This window comes from Streptomyces sp. Ru71 (assembly GCF_002920535.1).
Lineage (GTDB): Bacteria > Actinomycetota > Actinomycetes > Streptomycetales > Streptomycetaceae > Streptomyces.
In genome coordinates this window covers 15,769-31,044 of sequence record NZ_PQSS01000059.1, presented here as the reverse complement: position 1 = coordinate 31,044, position 15,276 = coordinate 15,769, and the positions used below count along the sequence as shown (strand labels likewise).

Sequence of the window (15,276 nt, the reverse complement as noted above, 5' to 3'; positions counted from 1 at the left end):
CACGCCGCCGTCCGGCCTGGTCTTCAGGCCCGTTGTCAGGGCTGCCGGCTTTCCCTCAGTCAGGCTGTTGGCATCGATAACATTCTCTGCCATAGTTGCGGCCGTCGACGCGCCGCCCGCCGGGGGACCGGCGGCGCGTGCCACGACGCACGGCCTCGCGGGCGCTCTTCGCTCCGCCTACCCATGCCTACAGGAGACGACCATGAAGCGGTCCGCCGTCCGCCTTGCCGGAGCCGGGGGCGGCCTGGTGCTCGCCCTCGCCGCCACGGGCTGCTCCGAGTCCGGCTCGGACACCACCTCCGCCGACGGGAAGATATCGATAACATTCTGGGGCTGGGCGCCCGGTTACGCCGATGCCGTGGCCGCCTTCAACAAGAGCCACCCGGACATCCGGGTCATCTACCAGGCGGTGCAGCCCGGCGCCAAGGGCGGCTACCAGAAGATGCTCAACGTGGTGAAGGCCGGCAACGCGCCCTGCCTGGCCCAGGTCGGCTACGAGACGCTGCCGAGCTTCGCCGCCCAGGGCGCCCTCAAGGACGTGCACGCGTACCGGTCCGTCCAGGAAGAGGCGGAGTTCCCGCCGGCGGCCTGGAACGCGGTGAGCGTCGGCGACCAGGTCTACGGCGCACCTGTCGACACGGGCCCCATGGCGCTCTTCTACAACAAGAAGGCCTTCGACGAGCTCCACCTGAAGGTGGTCGTCGGATCGCTGGTGTCCGTCGTCCCGCTACTGATCGCCTTCCTCGCGCTCCAGCGTTTCTGGCGCGCGGGCATGACCGCCGGAGCCCTCAAGTGACCGCCTCCCCCGCCGCCGTCGCCACGGCACCCCTGCTGACGTACACCGACGGCGTCCTGCTGCGCGCCGGCCGCCCGCACCGCGTCCTCGCCGGTTCGCTGCACTACTTCCGGGTGCACCCGAAGCAGTGGGCCGACCGGCTCGACCGGCTCGCCGCGCTCGGGCTGAACACCGTGGACACCTATGTGCCGTGGAACTTCCACGAGCGCGTCCCGGGCGAGGTCCGCTTCGACGGCCGGCGCGATGTGGCCCGCTTTCTGCGACTGGCGCAGGAGCGCGGACTGGACGCCATCGTGCGGCCGGGGCCCTACATCTGCGCCGAATGGGACAACGGCGGGCTCCCGGCCTGGCTGACCGGCCTGCCCGGCATGCGGCCGCGCACCTCCCACCCGCCGTATCTTGAGGCGGTCGCGCGCTGGTTCGACCAGGTCGTCCCGCGGATCGCTGAGCTGCAGGCCGGGCGCGGCGGCCCGGTCGTGGCGGTGCAGATCGAGAACGAGTACGGCAGTTACGGCGACGACCACGGCTACGTCCGCTGGGTCCGCGACGCCCTGGTCGAGCGGGGCGTCGAGGAGCTGCTGTACACGGCCGACGGCCCGACCGCGCTGATGCAGGACGGGGGCAGTGTGCCGGGCGAGCTCGCGGCGGCGACGTTCGGCTCGCGGCCCGAACAGGCGGCGGCGCTGCTGCGGTCGCGCCGGCGCGGCGAGCCGTTCCTGTGCGCGGAGTTCTGGAACGGCTGGTTCGACCACTGGGGCGAGAAGCACCACGTGCGGTCCCCCGTCAGTGCCGCCGAGGACGTCGGCGGCATCCTCGACGCGGGCGGCTCGCTCAGCCTGTACATGGCACACGGCGGCACCAACTTCGGCCTGTGGGCCGGTGCCAACCACGACGGCGAGCGGCTGCAGCCCACCGTCACCAGCTACGACTCGGACGCGCCGATCGCCGAGAACGGCGCGCTCACGCCGAAGTTCTTCGCCCTGCGGGAGAGGCTGGCCGCCGTACGGGAGACCGAGCTGCCCCCCGTGCCCGCCGACCCGCCGGTGCTCGCGCCGCGCACCCTCCCGGTCACGCATGGCGCCGCCCTGCTGGACGCGCTGCGCGCGGCGGGCGAACCGGTGCGCGCCCCGGCCCCGCTGAGCTTCGAGGAGCTCGGGCTGTCGTCCGGTCTGGTGCTGTACGAGGCCGAGCCGCTGCTGCCCGAGGGCAGCCACGAGGTGACGGTGACGGGGCTGCACGACCGGGCCCAAGTGTTCGTCGACGGGGCGCCCGTCGCCGTACTGGACCGGGAGACCGCGTCGTTCACCGTGCGCGGGAGCGGGGCCCGGGTGCGGCTGACGCTGCTGGTGGAGAACCAGGGGCGGATCAACTACGGGCCGCTGCTCGGCCAGGGCAAGGGCATCCTCGGCGGGGTGCGGGTGGAGCGGCGGCTGGTGCACGGCTGGACCATGCGCCCGCTGCCGCTGGACGAGTGGACGGCGCGGGACCTGGCGGACGCCACGGCGGCGGCACCGGCCGACGGCCGGGCGGGCTTCGCCACGGCACGGCTCACCGTCGCCGAACCCGCCGACACCTTCCTCTCCCTGCCCGGCTTCGGCAAGGGGTTCGTCTGGGTCAACGGCACCCTGCTGGGGCGCCACTGGCACATCGGCCCGCAGACCACGCTCTACGTCCCCGGCCCGCTGCTGCGCGCCGGCGAGAACACGGTCACGGTCCTGGAGCTCGAACGCCTCGGGGACCACCTCGCCCTCGTGGACCGGCCGAGCCTGGGCCCGGCCGAGGAGTACGTCGAGACCTTCGACTGACCACCGTCCCGGTCACCGTGCCGGCCACTGTTCCGGCGCAACCCCCCGTCTCCCGGAGGTCCCCATGACCCTGGCCGCCGCCGGTGCGCTGCTCACCGAAGCCGCCGCCCAGCGCCGCGTCGTCGCCGCGTTTCCCGTGCTCACGCTGGACCAGGCCCAGGCCGTCGTCCAGGGGGCCGAGACCGCCCGCTCCCCGGTGATCGTGCAGCTCGGCCCGGACGCCGTACGCCACCACGCGGGCCGGCTGCTGCCGCTGGCCCGGGCGGTCGCCGAACTCGCCGAACCGGCCGGCGTGCCGGTGGCGCTGCACCTGGACCGGGTGCGCAGCACCGCGCTGCTGGCGCAGGCCGCGCACGCCAGGTGCAGCTCGGTGCTGTACGACGCGGGGCGGCTGCCCCGGGCACGGGAGGTGGCCACCACCGCCGAGGTGGTCCGCTGGGCACACGAACAGGGCCTGTGGGCGGAGGGCGAGTGGGCCCGGCCGGGCCGTGGGGACGCTGAGGACGAGTCCGGGCCGGGACGCTCGTACGCGGAAGGCGAGTCCCGGCCAGGACGCGCGGACGCGGCGGACGACCGGGCCGCGGCCAACGCGGACGTGGCGGCCGTCCGGGACTACGTGGCCCTCACCGGCGTCGACTCCCTCGCCGTGCCGGACGACCCCGCACTGCTCGCCCGGCTCCGGTCGGCCCTCCGCCTGCCCCTGGTGCTGCACGCGCCCCATGGGCTGCCGGAGGCGTGGCTCGTCCGGGCGGCCGCCGCCGGGGCCACGAAGGTCGTCCTCGGCTCCGTACTGGACGCGGCCCTGACCCGAACCCTGTCCGCACAGCTCGCCCGGGACGCCCACGCCGATCCGCGCACCTATCTCGCCGCCGGTCAGCGGGCGATGGCCGCCGCCGTCGCCCGGCTCATCACCACCCTGAACGCTCACGCCGCACGCCCCACTCCCCCATCGAGTAAGGAGCACCTGTGTCAACTCCTCGACGAAGAGCGGTCGGCACGGCCGTCGCGCTCGCCACGGCACTCGGCCTGACCTGCGCACTGACGACCGGTGCCGCCGAGGCGTCCGACGCCACGTACACGGTGAGCGTCGGCGCGAAGGGTTCCTGGACGCACCCGGACGACACCCCGGCGGCGCCGTACATCGACAAGGACGGCACGTTCCACTACCAGCAGGCGCACGCCCTCTACGGCGCGAACGACAGCCGGCAGTGGACCTTCTACACGGGCACCGACCTCGACACCGCCACCCGCTCCAGCGCCCTGAGCGACGCGGTGAACCCGGCCGACGCCCACGACAAGAACAACGACACCACCTGGCGCTGCAACAACAGCCCCACCGGCAAGGAGGCCACGTACGCGCCCTCGGGTTCGGGCTACGCGCAGAAGAACTACTGCGACCTGACCGGCGTGTGGGTCGACCCGGACACCGGCGACTGGTACGGCCTGGTCCACAACGAGTTCACCCCGCAGCCCTTCGGCGACGGCGTCCACTACGACGCGATCGACTACGCGGTCTCCACCGACCAGGGCCGTACCTGGACCATCAAGGACCACGTCATCACCTCGCCGTACAGCACCAAACGCGGCGACACCACGGCGTTCCCGCAGCAGACCTACCACTACGGCGACGGCGACCCGCGCCTGTACGTGGACGCCGCCTCCGGCTACTTCTACGTCTTCTACGGCTCCCGGATCGTGGAGAAGGGCGGCGGCTGGAAGGCGTTCCACGCGCATGTGGCCCGCGCGCCGATCGCGGGGAAGATGGCGCCCGGCAGCTGGCGCAAGTGGTACGACGGCACCTGGTCCGAGCCCGGCACCGGCGGCCGGGAGAGCAACATGGTCCCGGTGGACGCCGCGCACCCCACCGGCTACACCCCCGTCTCCGGTGAGTACGACCCGGCGAACAGCGGCACGGTGAGCCAGCAGGTGGCGGCAGGCCGGATGCCGCCCACTTCCCCGCTGTTCGTCATGGACATCACCTACGACGCCCACCTGGGCCTGTACATCGGCGAGCCGCAGGCCGTCGACCAGAGCGGCAAGGCGCCACAGCAGTTCTACGCCACGGACGACCTCGCCTCGCAAAAATGGCGGCTGATCGGCGACACCGGCAGCCACACCAACGCCTCCTGGTACCGCTGGTTCCTCGACCCCGCCAACCGCACCAGCAGCCAGATCGTCGGCAAGTCGTTCCGCTCCTACTGCTCCTTCGGCTGCAGCGGTGGCTCCTCGGGCGAGTACGTCGACGTCACCATCGGCACGTCCGCCCCCGCCGCGCCGGTCGACCCGAGCAAGGTCTACCGGATGGCGAGCGGTGACGGCCGGATCCTCGCCCAGGTGTCCGGGGGTTCCGGCACCACGTCCCTGGCGGCCCCGACGGGCTCGCGCCGGGAGTCGTGGATCTTCACGCCGAACGGCGACGGCTCGTACCGGATCGCCAACGCGGCCACGGGCCGGCTGCTCGGCGTCGACTCCTCCAGCCCCGCCCAGCGGGCCTGGGGCACCGAGCCGACCGTCACCGCGGCCGGCTCCGGCGGGCCGAGCGTCGGGCAGCAGTGGTTCGTCGTCCCGGGCCGCACGGCCGGCGGCGCCGCGACCGGGACGTACCGCATCGTCAACCGCTACAGCGGCCTGGTGATCGGGCTGTCCGCCGCCTCCGGGCGGCTCGCCGAGACCACCCCGGTGCGCGCCTGGACCGCCCCCGCAGGCAGCGGTGCCGGCGGTGCGCGGACCGCGGCCGAGCAGACCCTGACGCTGTCCGCCGTGGGCACGGCACCGGACACGCTCGACGGCACACACACGCTCGTCACGGGCGGCAAGGCGCTCGACGACCCCGGTCACAGCACCACCGCCGGCACCCAGCTCATCACCTACGCCGTGAACGGCGGTGCCAACCAGAGCTGGAGGTTCTCGCGGCAGGCCGACGGCTCCTACCAGCTGGCCAACGCCGAGTCCGGGCTGTGCGCCGACGTGGAGGGCGGCTCGACGGCGGCGGGCGCCCAGGTGATCCAGTGGCCGTGCACCGGCGGCGCCAACCAGCGCTGGACGGTCAGGCGCCTGGCGTCCGGCGCTTACAGCGTGACGTCGGTGCGGAGCGGGCTGCTGCTGACCACCGCGTCGACCGGTGACGGCGCACCGGTGACGCAGCAGTCCGACAGCGGCTCGCCGCTCCAGCAGTGGACGATCGCCTGACGGCGGCACGCTCCGCCCGGCTCGGGCTCAGGGGGCGATCGGCAGCCGGCGCTTGTGGTCGGTGAGCCGGTAGCGGCGGACGATGGCCGTGAAGGCCTCCTCGCCGACCGGCTTGCCCTCCAGGAAGTCGTCGATGTCGTCGTAGGTGACGCCGAGCGCGTCCTCGTCGGGCTTGCCCGGGTCCAGGGTCTCCAGGTCCGCGGTCGGGGTCTTCCACACCAGTGCGGCGGGTGCGCCGAGGGCCTCGGCCAGCGCCCGTACCCGCCGCTTGGTCAGGCCGGTCAGCGGCACCACGTCGGCGGCGCCGTCGCCGTACTTGGTGAAGAAGCCGGAGACCGCCTCGGCGGCGTGGTCGGTGCCGACGACCAGGCCGTCGTGCGCGCCGGCGACCGCGTACTGGGCGATCATGCGCTGCCGGGCCTTGATGTTGCCGTGCACGAAGTCCTGGTGGTGGGCGTCGCGGAAGGCGGTGCCGGCGGACAGCACCGCCTCCAGCGCGGCGTCGCTCGCCGGGCGCACGTCGACGGTCAGGACGCGGTCGGGCCGGATGAACTCCAGCGCCCGCTGCGCGTCCTGCTCGTCGGCCTGCACACCGTAGGGCAGCCGCATCGCGTAGAAGGTCGCCTCGTGCCCGGCCGCGCGGACCCGCTCCACCGCGAGCTGGCACAGCCGGCCGGCGGTGGAGGAGTCCACACCGCCGCTGATGCCCAGCACCAGGGCGCGCAGACCGGTGGAGGTGAGCTGGTCGGCGAGGAACGCCACCCGGCGTTCGATCTCGCGCCGCGCGTCGAAGTCGGCGCTGACCTCCAGGTCACGGGCGATCTGCTGCTGCACGGCTATGGACGCCGGGTCGGTCACGGTTGCTCCTTGGTCGTGGTGCTGTGGTTCTGGTGGATCAGTGGTGGACGCCCGGCAGCGGCGGGGCGCCGGTGACGGACATGACGAGGGAGTACAGGGCGGTGTCGGCGGCGATGAACATCCGGTTCCGCTTGGCTCCGCCGAAGCGGATGTTGGCGACGACGTCAGGGACCAGGACGCGGCCGAGCAGGGTGCCGTCGGGGTCGTAGCAGTGCACGCCGCCGTCCATGGCCGCGGCCCACAGGCGGCCGGCGTCGTCGAAGCGGATGTTGTCGAAGTTGCCGATCTTGCACTCGGTGAAGATCCGGCCGTCGTCCAGGGTGCCGTCCTCGCGCACGCCGAAGACGCGGATGTGGTTGGCGCGGCTGTCGGAGACGTACAGCCGGCGCTCGTCGAGCGAGAAGACCAGCCCGTTGGGCCCGTCGAAGCCGTCGGCGACCAGGCGGACCTCGCCGCTGCCGGGGTCGACGCGGTAGACGTTGCGGGCGCCGATCTCGCTGTCGGCGCGGTGGCCCTCGTAGTCGGTGGCGATGCCGAAGTCGGGGTCGGAGAACCAGATCGAGCCGTCGGACCTCACGGCCGCGTCGTTCGGGCTGTTGAGCCGTTTGCCCTCGAACCGGTCGGCGATCACGGTGACCGAGCCGTCGTGCTCGGTGCGGGTGACACGGCGGTTGCCCTGCTCGCAGGTGATCAGGCGGCCCTCGTTGTCCAGCGCGTTGCCGTTGGGGTGCCCGGCGGGCGCGCGGAAAACGCCGACCGCGCCGGTGGTCTCGTCCCAGCGCAGCAGGCGGTCGTTGGGGATGTCGCTCCACAGCAGGTACCGCCCGGCGGGCACGTAGAGCGGGCCCTCGGCCCAGCGGCTGCCGTCGTGGAGCTTCTCCAGCCGTGAGTCGCCGAGGTGGCACCGGCCCGTGCGGAACCGGTCGTCGAGGATCTCGTACAGCTGCGGTCGCTCACCAGGCATGCCGCCACCTTCCCTGCGCTTCCCGACTCCGGATGTCGGTCCGACAATACGGCGCCCCGCCTCGGAAGATCCGTCGGGCCACGTGGATCGGCCCTCGCCGGCCGAGGACCCGCCCCCCTTGTCCGACGCGGGCCCGGCTTCTAGCCTGACTTTGTGCCGCAAATAAACAAAACCCGTTCGCACAGCGCCGTGCCGGGTCCCCCCGCCCCTCTCCTCCGACTCCGTCTCGCCCTCACCGCCTTCTTCGCCCTCGACGGCTTCGTCTTCGCCGGCTGGGTCGTCCGCATCCCCGCGATCAAGCACCAGACCGGCGCCTCCGCGAGCGGCCTCGGCCTCGCCCTCCTCGGCGTCTCTGCCGGCGCGGTCGTCACCATGACCCTGACCGGCCGCCTGTGCCGCCGCCACGGCAGCCACCGGGTGACGGTCGTGTGCGCCGTCCTGCTGTCCCTCAGCGTGGCGCTGCCTCCGCTCACGCACTCGGCGCTCACGCTGGGCGCGGTCCTGCTGGTGTTCGGTGCGGCCTACGGCGGCATCAACGTCGCCTTCAACAGCGCGGCCGTCGACCTCATCGCCGTACTGCGCCGTCCGGTCATGCCGAGCTTCCACGCCGCCTTCAGCCTGGGCGGCATGCTCGGCGCCGGCCTGGGCGGACTGGTGGCAGGCCGTTTCACGCCCGCGCAGCATCTGCTCGCCCTCACGGTCGCCGGGCTGCTGGTGACGGCCGTCGCGGGGCGGCCGCTGCTGCGGTACGGCGGCCAGGTGCCGCAGGCGGCGGGGCACGGGGAGACCGACGCCGGGCCGGCCGTCCGCCGACCCGGCCGGCGGACCCGCGGGCTGGTGGTCGTCTTCGGGCTCATCGCCCTGTGCACTGCCTACGGCGAGGGCGCCATGGCCGACTGGGGCGCCCTCCACCTCCAGCAGGACCTCGGCACCTCGGCCGGTGTCGCGGCGGCCGGCTACTCCTGCTTCGCCCTGGCCATGACGATCGGCCGCCTGACCGGGACGGCCCTGCTGGAGCGCCTCGGGCGCACCCGTACCGTCGTCGCGGGCGGTGCCACCGCGGCCGCCGGGATGTCCCTCGGCTCGCTGGCCCCGTCCGCGTGGGCCGCGCTGCTCGGCTTCGCCGTGACCGGGATCGGCCTGGCCAACCTCTTCCCGGTCGCCGTCGAACGCGCCGGCACGCTGGCCGGCCCGAGCGGCGTCGCCGTCGCCTCCACCCTCGGCTACGGCGGCATGCTCCTGGGCCCGCCGGCCATCGGTTTCATGGCCGACTGGTTCTCCCTGCCGACGGCCCTGACGAGCGTGGCAGCCCTCGCGGCCGTCGCCGCGGCGATCGGAGCGGTGACGCACCGGGCGGGGGTGCGGTGAGCCCGACGGCAGCCGAGGGGGCGGATCGATGAGCGGGTGACCGGGTCACGCGGGCCGTGCAGCGTTCGCCCCTTCACTGCCCCGGCCCCCCGTGCTCTCCCGCACGATGAGCCGGTGTCCCGCCACCTCCTCGCGTGGGGGCATCGCCTCCGGGGCGTCGACACGGGACAGGAGGAGGGACACCGCGGCCCGGGCGATGCCCTGCTTGTCGGGGGCCACCGTGGTGAGGCTCGGCACGCTGAAGCGGGAGGCGTCGATGTCGTCGAAACCGGCCACGTCCAGCTCCCCGGGCACGCTCCGGCCCCGCTCGTGCAGCGCGCGCAGCGCGCCCAGGGCGAGGTGGTCGTTGAGGCAGAGCAGGGCGTCGGGCGGGGTGTCGCGGTCCATCAGGGCGGCCGCCGCCCGCGCGCCGTCCTGCCAGAGGAAGGCGTCCACCGGCACCACCAGGCCCGGGTCGAAGGGCAACCCGGCCGCCGTCAGGGCCTCGCGGTAGCCGTCGGTGCGCAGCCGGCCGGTGCCCTGCCGGCCGTCCACCGCACCGCCGACGACGGCGATACGGCGCCGGCCCCGCGCCAGCAGATGGGCGGTGACCTCGCGCGCCGCGCGGACGTTGTCGATGGCGACGTGGTCGGTGCTGCCCTCGGCGGAGCGCTCGCCGAGCAGCACCACCGGCAGCCGCCGGTCCCGGGCGGCGAGGTCGCGGGGCAGCAGGGAGAGCGGGCTGAGGATCACCCCGTCGGAGAACTGCGCGTCGAAGCCGCGCAGCGCCGCCAGTTCCCGCTCGCGCACCCCGCCGGTCTGGTGCAGCAGCACCGTGTGCCCGCGCCGGTCGGCCTCGGCCGTCACATGCTTGGCCAGCTCGGCGAAGTAGGCCACGTCCAGTTCCGGCACCGCGAGGGTGATCATGCCGGTACGGCCCTGGCGCAGCTGCCGTCCGGCGATGTTGACCCGGTAGCCCAGCGCGTCGATGGCCTCCCGCACGGCGGCGCGGGTGCGCTCGGAGACATGCTCGAAGTCGTTGATCACGTTGGAGACGGTCTTGGGGGAGACGCCCGCGTACCGCGCCACGTCCTTGATGCTCGGTCTGGCCGCCACGCCGTCTCCTCCCTTCCGCCGCCGCGATCGTAGCGACCGCCAGGCCCGAAGAGCCCGGTGTGTCGACCCCCGCGTCTACCGCGCCACCTCGGCCGTGACCAGCCAGGAGGTGCTGAGCAGGCGGACCGTGCCGTCCGGCTCCTCGTGCGCGCGCAGACGGCCGGTCAGGGTGGAGTGGGCGCGGTCCTGTGCGTCGGCGTCGGCCCCTTCCAGCAGATGGCGGCCGGGGCCGGTGCCCAGCAGGAACTCCGCGGCGTCCTCGGCGCCGGCGCCCCAGGCCCCGTACGCCTGCACCCGCTGGACGGTGATCCCGGTGAAGCCGGCCGCGGTGAGGACCTCGCGGACGCGGTCCGGCGCGGCCAGGGAGAACATGCCCGGCAGTCCCGGCGTTCCGAAGTCGCCGACCGGCAGGAAGTCCCGCAGCGATGCCACCGCAGCCACCCAGTCGTTGAGCGGGGCGTCGGCCGGACAGACGAAGGCCAGCCGCCCGCCGGGGCGCAGCGCACGGCCGATGTTGCCGAAGGCCGCCACGGGGTCGGCGAAGAACATCACCCCGTACCGGCTGATCGCCGCGTCGAAAGCGCCCCGGTCGAAGGGGTGCACCTGTGCGTCGCCCTGGACGAAGGAGACGTTGGCGATGCCCTCCCGGTCCGCGCGGGCGCGGGCCGCGGCCAGCATCGGACCGGAGAGGTCGAGCCCCAGGGCGTGCCCGTGCGGCGCCCGCAGCGCGGCGAGCCGGGTGGTCTGGCCGGAGCCGCAGCCCAGGTCGAGGACCCGGTGACCGGCGGTGATGCCGGCGGCGTCGAGCAGCGGCTCGTCGAAGCCCTGGTTCACGGCGTTCCAGCGGTCCTGGTGCTCGGCCCAGTGGACGCCTTCGGGGCCGTTCCAGGCCTGTGCCTGCTCGGTGTTGACGAGGTCCTGCACGGTGCCTCCCGTGGTCGAGGACGGAGAATGGGCGTACGCCCAAACACTATGGGCATCCGCCCATACCGGCAATCCCCGTTACGATGCGGCAGGTCGCGCCCTTGGCGGGCGGTAGCTGCGGAGCGGAAGAGAGGCCCATGTCACCGCGTGGAGTGGCGACGCCGAACGTGCGCGAGCGACTGTTCGCCGCCGCCGAGCGCGTCGTGGTCAGGGACGGACCCGGGGCGCTCACCAGCCGGTCCGTCACCACCGAGGCGGGCTGCGCCAAGGGGCTGCTCCACGCGCACTTCGCGGGGCTGGACGAGTTCGTGGCGGAGCTGTGCCTGGACCGGTTCGCGCGCACGGCGGCGCAGGCACGGGCGCTGTCCGGGCTGGCCGGGCAGGACACGGTGGTGCACAACCTCAGCTCCGTCGCCCTCGCCCTGTTCGACTCCGGCGGGCCCGCCATCTCCGGCCTGGCCATGACCCGACCCGCCGCCGCGCTGCGCATCCGGCAAGCCTTGGAGGGCGGGGCGCCCGGTTTCACCGCGATCCAGGAGGCCATCACCGGCTATCTGGAGGCGGAGCAGCGTCTCGGGCGGCTGGCGGACACCGTCGACCCGGACACGGTGGCCCTCGCCGTCGTCGGCACCGCCCACCACCTGCTGATGACCAGCTGGCCGGGCGCCCCGGACCCACGGGAGCCGATGGAGCGCCTGGTGGCGGCACTGGTGGCCGGCTAGGAGAGCACGTCAGGGACACACGGGGTCAGGATGTTCCGCGATCGCGTGCAACCCGTTGCGGGCCACAGGTGTCTCAAGAAGTGGATGCACCCTTTCTCCGGCTTTCGTGGCCGCCTCTCACATCCCTCTCCAGGCCATCGACACACATCCACGGAGGTGTCGTGCCATGTCGCTCTCCCTCCCCCTGCGCCGCCCCCTTCCCCGGAAGCTGGTCACCGCCGGCCTGGTGGCCGCGGTCGTCGCCGGCGGTGCGGGCGCCGCTGCCGTCGCCGCTCAGCCGGCCGGCGCGGCGGTGCCCACCTGTGCCGCGAGCAACCTGTACCTGTCGATGGGGCGCCAGGACCACGGTGCGGGTCAGCTGTACTGGCCGATCCGGTTCACCAACACCGGCACCGGCACCTGCGCGCTGCGCGGCTATCCCGGCGTGAGCGTGCTGGACGTCGCCCACCGGCAGATCGGTCCGGCCGCGGGCCGTAGCGGGCAGTCGTTCTCCACGGTGACGCTGCGCCCGGCGCAGACGGTCAGCGCGGTGATCCACACGACCAACGGCCCGATCGGCGGCCCGTGCCGGCCGACCGGGACGTATCTGCGGGTCTACCCGCCCGCCTCGCACCAGGCGCTGCTGGTCCCGGCGTCGCTCCGCGTGTGCTCGAACGTCTTCACCGTCGGCCCTGTCTCACGCTGAACCGGCCCGGTCCCGGCCCGGCTGACGCGCGCGCCCCGGTCCGCCCTGCCTGACGCGCGGTCCCGGTCCGCCCTGCCTGACGCACGCCCGGTCCCGCCGCGCCTGTCACGCGCGCCTCGACCGGCGGAACCCACGGCTGGCGCCCGGAGGGCCGAGACCCGGGCCCCGCCCCGCTGCCTCGCCCGCCGCGACCGGCCGCAGGACAATGACCGCATGGCCCCCGAGACCGCGCCCCCGACCGCCGACGTCGTGGACCACGCGTTCGCCGGCGACGCGCTCGCCGACGACGCCCTCGTGGACGAGGCCCTCCACGCGACCCCCGCACCCGCGCTGCGCGGCCTGGTCGGCTGGTACTCGGGCTACCGCCAGCGCGGCGTCCCGCACGGACGGCACCTCGGGCTGCCGTCCCCCTGGCTGACCCTGATCCTCACCCTCGACGAGCCGCTCAGCATCGCCGCCCACCCGGACCCGGCGGCGGCCGGCGGTGACTACGCCACCCTGCTCGGCGGACTGCACCTGACGCCCGCGCACATCGAGGTGCCGGGCCGGCAGTCGGGCATCCAGGCCGCGCTCAGCCCGCTCGGGGCCCGGCTGCTGCTGGGGCTCCCGGCCGGCGAGCTGGCCGGTACGGACGTGCACGCCGACGACGTCCTGGGCGCCGAGGTCGCCGAGGTGCACGAGCGGCTGCGCACGACGGCGGACTGGCCGGCCCGTTTCGGCGTCGTCGACGGCTGGCTGCTGCACCGGCTGGCCCGGCACGCGGACCGGCCTCCCGCTCTCGCGCCCGAGGTCGTACGGGCCTGGCGGCGGCTGCTCGCGGCCGGCGGCACGGTCCGGATCGACGCGCTCGCCGCCGAGATCGGCTGGAGCGACCGCCACCTGCGCAACCGCTTCCGCGAGGAGATCGGCCTGACACCGAAGGCGGCGGCCCGGGTGGTCCGCTTCGACCGGGCCCGGCGCCGGATCGCCGCCCGCCCGCACCGGCCCGACCTCGCGGGCCTGGCCGCCGATCTCGGGTACGCGGACCAGTCGCACCTGGACCGCGAGTTCACCGCCCTGGCGTCCTGCGCGCCGAGCGCGTGGCTGGCCCGGGAGTTCCGAAACATCCAAGCCGGGCACCTGCCGCCCGGCTGATCCTGACGGTGACCGCACCCGATCCAGCCGGAAGGGAACCCACCGCCATGAGCACCACCCCGCAGACCACGACAGCCGGAACGACCAGCTCCGCCCCGCGCCCGCCCGCGCCCCAGGTCTGGCCGACCCTGCGCGCCCGCGACGCCCGCGCCCTGATCCGCTTCCTGGTGGACGCCTTCGGCTTCGAGGAGACCGTCGTCTACGAGGGCGACGGCGACCTGGTGCAGCACGCGGAACTCGCCTGGCCGGAGGGCGGCGGCGTGATGCTGGGCTCGCTGCGCCCGGACGCCAAGCAGGACGCCTGGCGTTTCCAGCCGGGCTCCTTCGGCGCGTACGTCGTCACGGCCGACCCGGACGCGGTGTACGCGCGAGCCAAGGCGGCCGGCGCCGAGATCACCTCCGAACCGCACGTGACGGACTACGGCTCGCGGGACTTCGCCGCCCGCGACCCCGAGGGCAACCTGTGGAGCTTCGGCACGTATCCGGGCGAACCGCGCTGACGGACCCCGGGCTTGCCTTGGAGCGCGCTCCATCCGGCACACTCCCCCCATGGAGACAGCCGAGTTCGTGGACATTCTGAGCCGCGAGGGCGCCCTGCTGGCCGCGGCCGCCGAGGCGGCGGGGACCGACGCGAAGGTGCCGACCTGCCCGGACTGGCAGGTCCGGGACCTGCTGCGGCACACCGGCGCGGTGCACCGCTGGGCGGCCCGGTTCGTCGCCGAGGGCATCACCGCGCCCCGGCCCATGGACGCCGAACCGGACCTGGACGGCGAGGAGCTGCTCGACTGGTACCGCGACAGCCACCGGCGCCTGGTCGACACCCTGGCAGCGGCCCCGCCCGAGGCGCCGGCCTGGACGTTCCTTCCCGGGCCCGTCACCTCCGGAGCGGGGTTCTGGGCCCGCCGGCAGGCGCACGAGACGGCGATCCACCGCTACGACGCCGAGACGGCCCGCGGCGGCACGCCCACCCCCATCGGCACCCGGTTCGCGGTGGACGGCGTCGACGAGCTGCTGCGCGGCTTCCACGCCCGCCCGAAGAGCCGGGTGCGCACCGACGAGCCACGCGTGCTGCGGGTGCGCGCCACGGACGCGGACGACGCGGTGTGGACCGTACGGCTGTCGGCGGAGCCGCCGGTCGCCACGCCGGGCGCGGAGGGTGAGGCGGAGACCGAACTGGCCGGTCCGGCCGAGCGCTTGTACCTGGCGCTGTGGAACCGCGTCCCGGTGCCGTCCGTGACGGGCGACCCCGCGCTGGCGGACCTGTGGCGGGAGAAGTCGGGGATCGTCTGACCGCTGCGGGCGGCGCTCAGCCGCCGGCCAGCATCCTGGTCAGCACCGCGCGCTGCACCGGCCGCACCTCGCCGTGCAGCGCGCGGCCCTTGTCGGTGAGGGCGACACGCACGCCCCGCCGGTCCTCCGGGCACAGCGCGCGGTCCACCAGGCCGCACTTCTCCAGGCGCGCGATCAGCCGGGACAGCGCGCTCTGGCTGAGGTGGACGCGGTCGGCGATCTCCTGGACGCGCCAGGCGCAGGAGCCGTCCGCTGCCGCGCCCTCCGCGAGGACGTCCAGCACCTCGAAGTCGCTGGCGCACAGACCGTGTTGCCCGAGGGCACGGTCCAGTTCGCACTGGGTGCGCGCATGCAGCGCGAGGATGTCCCGCCACTGCTCCACGAGCGCCTGTTCGGCCTTCTTCGCCGCCATGAGCGCACCGTAGCAGAGAAGCGATTTGATTGCA

The 15,276-nt window shown here is 74.1% G+C and carries 15 protein-coding genes; 10 read left to right on the top strand and 5 right to left on the bottom strand.

Annotated elements, in window-relative coordinates; translation table 11 throughout:
- Window positions 1-202: 202 nt before the first annotated feature.
- The 4 genes from C3489_RS27625 to C3489_RS27610 all read left to right on the top strand — a co-directional run bounded on the left by C3489_RS27625 (window position 203) and on the right by C3489_RS27610 (window position 5,790).
- The gene (locus tag C3489_RS27625) at window positions 203-796 is read left to right on the top strand and encodes an ABC transporter substrate-binding protein (RefSeq protein WP_103784796.1); all 594 of its coding nucleotides are present in this window, start codon (window positions 203-205) and stop codon (window positions 794-796) included.
- Window positions 793-2,601, top strand: a complete 1,809-nt coding sequence (locus tag C3489_RS27620) for a glycoside hydrolase family 35 protein (RefSeq protein WP_181139874.1) — start codon at window positions 793-795, stop codon at window positions 2,599-2,601. Before C3489_RS27625 ends, C3489_RS27620 begins: the two co-directional genes overlap by 4 nt.
- A 64-nt stretch (window positions 2,602-2,665) precedes the next feature.
- Window positions 2,666-3,631 carry a class II fructose-bisphosphate aldolase gene (locus C3489_RS27615; RefSeq protein ID WP_103784795.1) on the top strand — a complete coding sequence of 322 codons (966 nt, stop codon included), beginning with the start codon at window positions 2,666-2,668 and terminating at the stop codon, window positions 3,629-3,631.
- A complete protein-coding gene (locus C3489_RS27610) occupies window positions 3,568-5,790 on the top strand; it encodes an RICIN domain-containing protein (protein ID WP_103784794.1) in 2,223 nt (740 codons plus the stop codon). Before C3489_RS27615 ends, C3489_RS27610 begins: the two co-directional genes overlap by 64 nt.
- A 27-nt stretch (window positions 5,791-5,817) precedes the next feature.
- Here C3489_RS27610 and nadE read toward each other — a convergent pair whose 3' ends face one another.
- Window positions 5,818-6,648, bottom strand: a complete 831-nt coding sequence (gene nadE / locus C3489_RS27605; RefSeq protein ID WP_103784793.1) for an ammonia-dependent NAD(+) synthetase — start codon at window positions 6,646-6,648, stop codon at window positions 5,818-5,820.
- A gap of 37 nt (window positions 6,649-6,685) precedes the next feature.
- Window positions 6,686-7,612, bottom strand: a complete 927-nt coding sequence (locus C3489_RS27600; protein ID WP_103784792.1) for an SMP-30/gluconolactonase/LRE family protein — start codon at window positions 7,610-7,612, stop codon at window positions 6,686-6,688.
- A 189-nt stretch (window positions 7,613-7,801) separates the two neighbouring features.
- On the opposite strand from C3489_RS27600, the gene C3489_RS27595 reads away from it, so the two are divergent.
- Window positions 7,802-8,980, top strand: coding sequence for an MFS transporter (locus tag C3489_RS27595; protein ID WP_103784791.1), 1,179 nt, complete (start codon window positions 7,802-7,804; stop codon window positions 8,978-8,980).
- A 45-nt stretch (window positions 8,981-9,025) separates the two neighbouring features.
- On the opposite strand, the gene C3489_RS27590 is transcribed toward C3489_RS27595, so the two are convergent.
- Together C3489_RS27590 and C3489_RS27585 are read right to left on the bottom strand one after the other, a co-directional pair.
- Window positions 9,026-10,075, bottom strand: a complete 1,050-nt coding sequence (locus C3489_RS27590) for a LacI family DNA-binding transcriptional regulator (protein ID WP_103784790.1) — start codon at window positions 10,073-10,075, stop codon at window positions 9,026-9,028.
- 75 nt (window positions 10,076-10,150) lie between these two features.
- The gene (locus C3489_RS27585; RefSeq protein WP_103784789.1) at window positions 10,151-10,999 is read right to left on the bottom strand and encodes a class I SAM-dependent methyltransferase; all 849 of its coding nucleotides are present in this window, start codon (window positions 10,997-10,999) and stop codon (window positions 10,151-10,153) included.
- A 137-nt stretch (window positions 11,000-11,136) separates the two neighbouring features.
- Here C3489_RS27585 and C3489_RS27580 point away from each other — a divergent pair, with 137 nt between their 5' ends.
- The 5 genes from C3489_RS27580 (at window position 11,137) to C3489_RS27560 (ending at window position 14,830) form a co-directional block, all read left to right on the top strand.
- Entirely contained in the window at window positions 11,137-11,721 is a 585-nt protein-coding gene (locus C3489_RS27580) for a TetR/AcrR family transcriptional regulator (protein ID WP_181139873.1), read from the top strand.
- Between the two features lie 166 nt (window positions 11,722-11,887).
- Window positions 11,888-12,406 (top strand): DUF4232 domain-containing protein, encoded by a 519-nt coding sequence (locus C3489_RS27575; RefSeq protein WP_103784787.1) that lies wholly within the window; start codon window positions 11,888-11,890, stop codon window positions 12,404-12,406.
- Between the two features lie 213 nt (window positions 12,407-12,619).
- Entirely contained in the window at window positions 12,620-13,540 is a 921-nt protein-coding gene (locus C3489_RS27570) for an AraC family transcriptional regulator (RefSeq protein ID WP_103784786.1), read from the top strand.
- A 47-nt stretch (window positions 13,541-13,587) separates the two neighbouring features.
- Window positions 13,588-14,040, top strand: coding sequence for a VOC family protein (locus C3489_RS27565; RefSeq protein ID WP_103784785.1), 453 nt, complete (start codon window positions 13,588-13,590; stop codon window positions 14,038-14,040).
- A gap of 49 nt (window positions 14,041-14,089) precedes the next feature.
- Window positions 14,090-14,830 (top strand): maleylpyruvate isomerase family mycothiol-dependent enzyme, encoded by a 741-nt coding sequence (locus tag C3489_RS27560; protein ID WP_103784784.1) that lies wholly within the window; start codon window positions 14,090-14,092, stop codon window positions 14,828-14,830.
- A gap of 16 nt (window positions 14,831-14,846) precedes the next feature.
- On the opposite strand, the gene C3489_RS27555 is transcribed toward C3489_RS27560, so the two are convergent.
- Complete coding sequence (locus tag C3489_RS27555) at window positions 14,847-15,242, bottom strand: MarR family winged helix-turn-helix transcriptional regulator (protein WP_103784783.1); 396 nt, start codon at window positions 15,240-15,242, stop codon at window positions 14,847-14,849.
- Window positions 15,243-15,276: the final 34 nt, after the last annotated feature.

Bases quoted from the DNA above. Each gene is read 5' to 3' on its own strand.
- C3489_RS27625 (WP_103784796.1), top strand. From the start codon at position 203: ATGAAGCGGTCCGCCGTCCGCCTTGCCGGAGCCGGGGGCGGCCTGGTG.
- C3489_RS27615 (WP_103784795.1), top strand. From the start codon at position 2,666: ATGACCCTGGCCGCCGCCGGTGCGCTGCTCACCGAAGCCGCCGCCCAG.
- C3489_RS27600 (WP_103784792.1), bottom strand. From the start codon at position 7,612: ATGCCTGGTGAGCGACCGCAGCTGTACGAGATCCTCGACGACCGGTTC.
- C3489_RS27580 (WP_181139873.1), top strand. From the start codon at position 11,137: ATGTCACCGCGTGGAGTGGCGACGCCGAACGTGCGCGAGCGACTGTTC.
- C3489_RS27575 (WP_103784787.1), top strand. From the start codon at position 11,888: ATGTCGCTCTCCCTCCCCCTGCGCCGCCCCCTTCCCCGGAAGCTGGTC.
- C3489_RS27570 (WP_103784786.1), top strand. From the start codon at position 12,620: ATGGCCCCCGAGACCGCGCCCCCGACCGCCGACGTCGTGGACCACGCG.
- C3489_RS27565 (WP_103784785.1), top strand. From the start codon at position 13,588: ATGAGCACCACCCCGCAGACCACGACAGCCGGAACGACCAGCTCCGCC.
- C3489_RS27560 (WP_103784784.1), top strand. From the start codon at position 14,090: ATGGAGACAGCCGAGTTCGTGGACATTCTGAGCCGCGAGGGCGCCCTG.
- C3489_RS27555 (WP_103784783.1), bottom strand. From the start codon at position 15,242: ATGGCGGCGAAGAAGGCCGAACAGGCGCTCGTGGAGCAGTGGCGGGAC.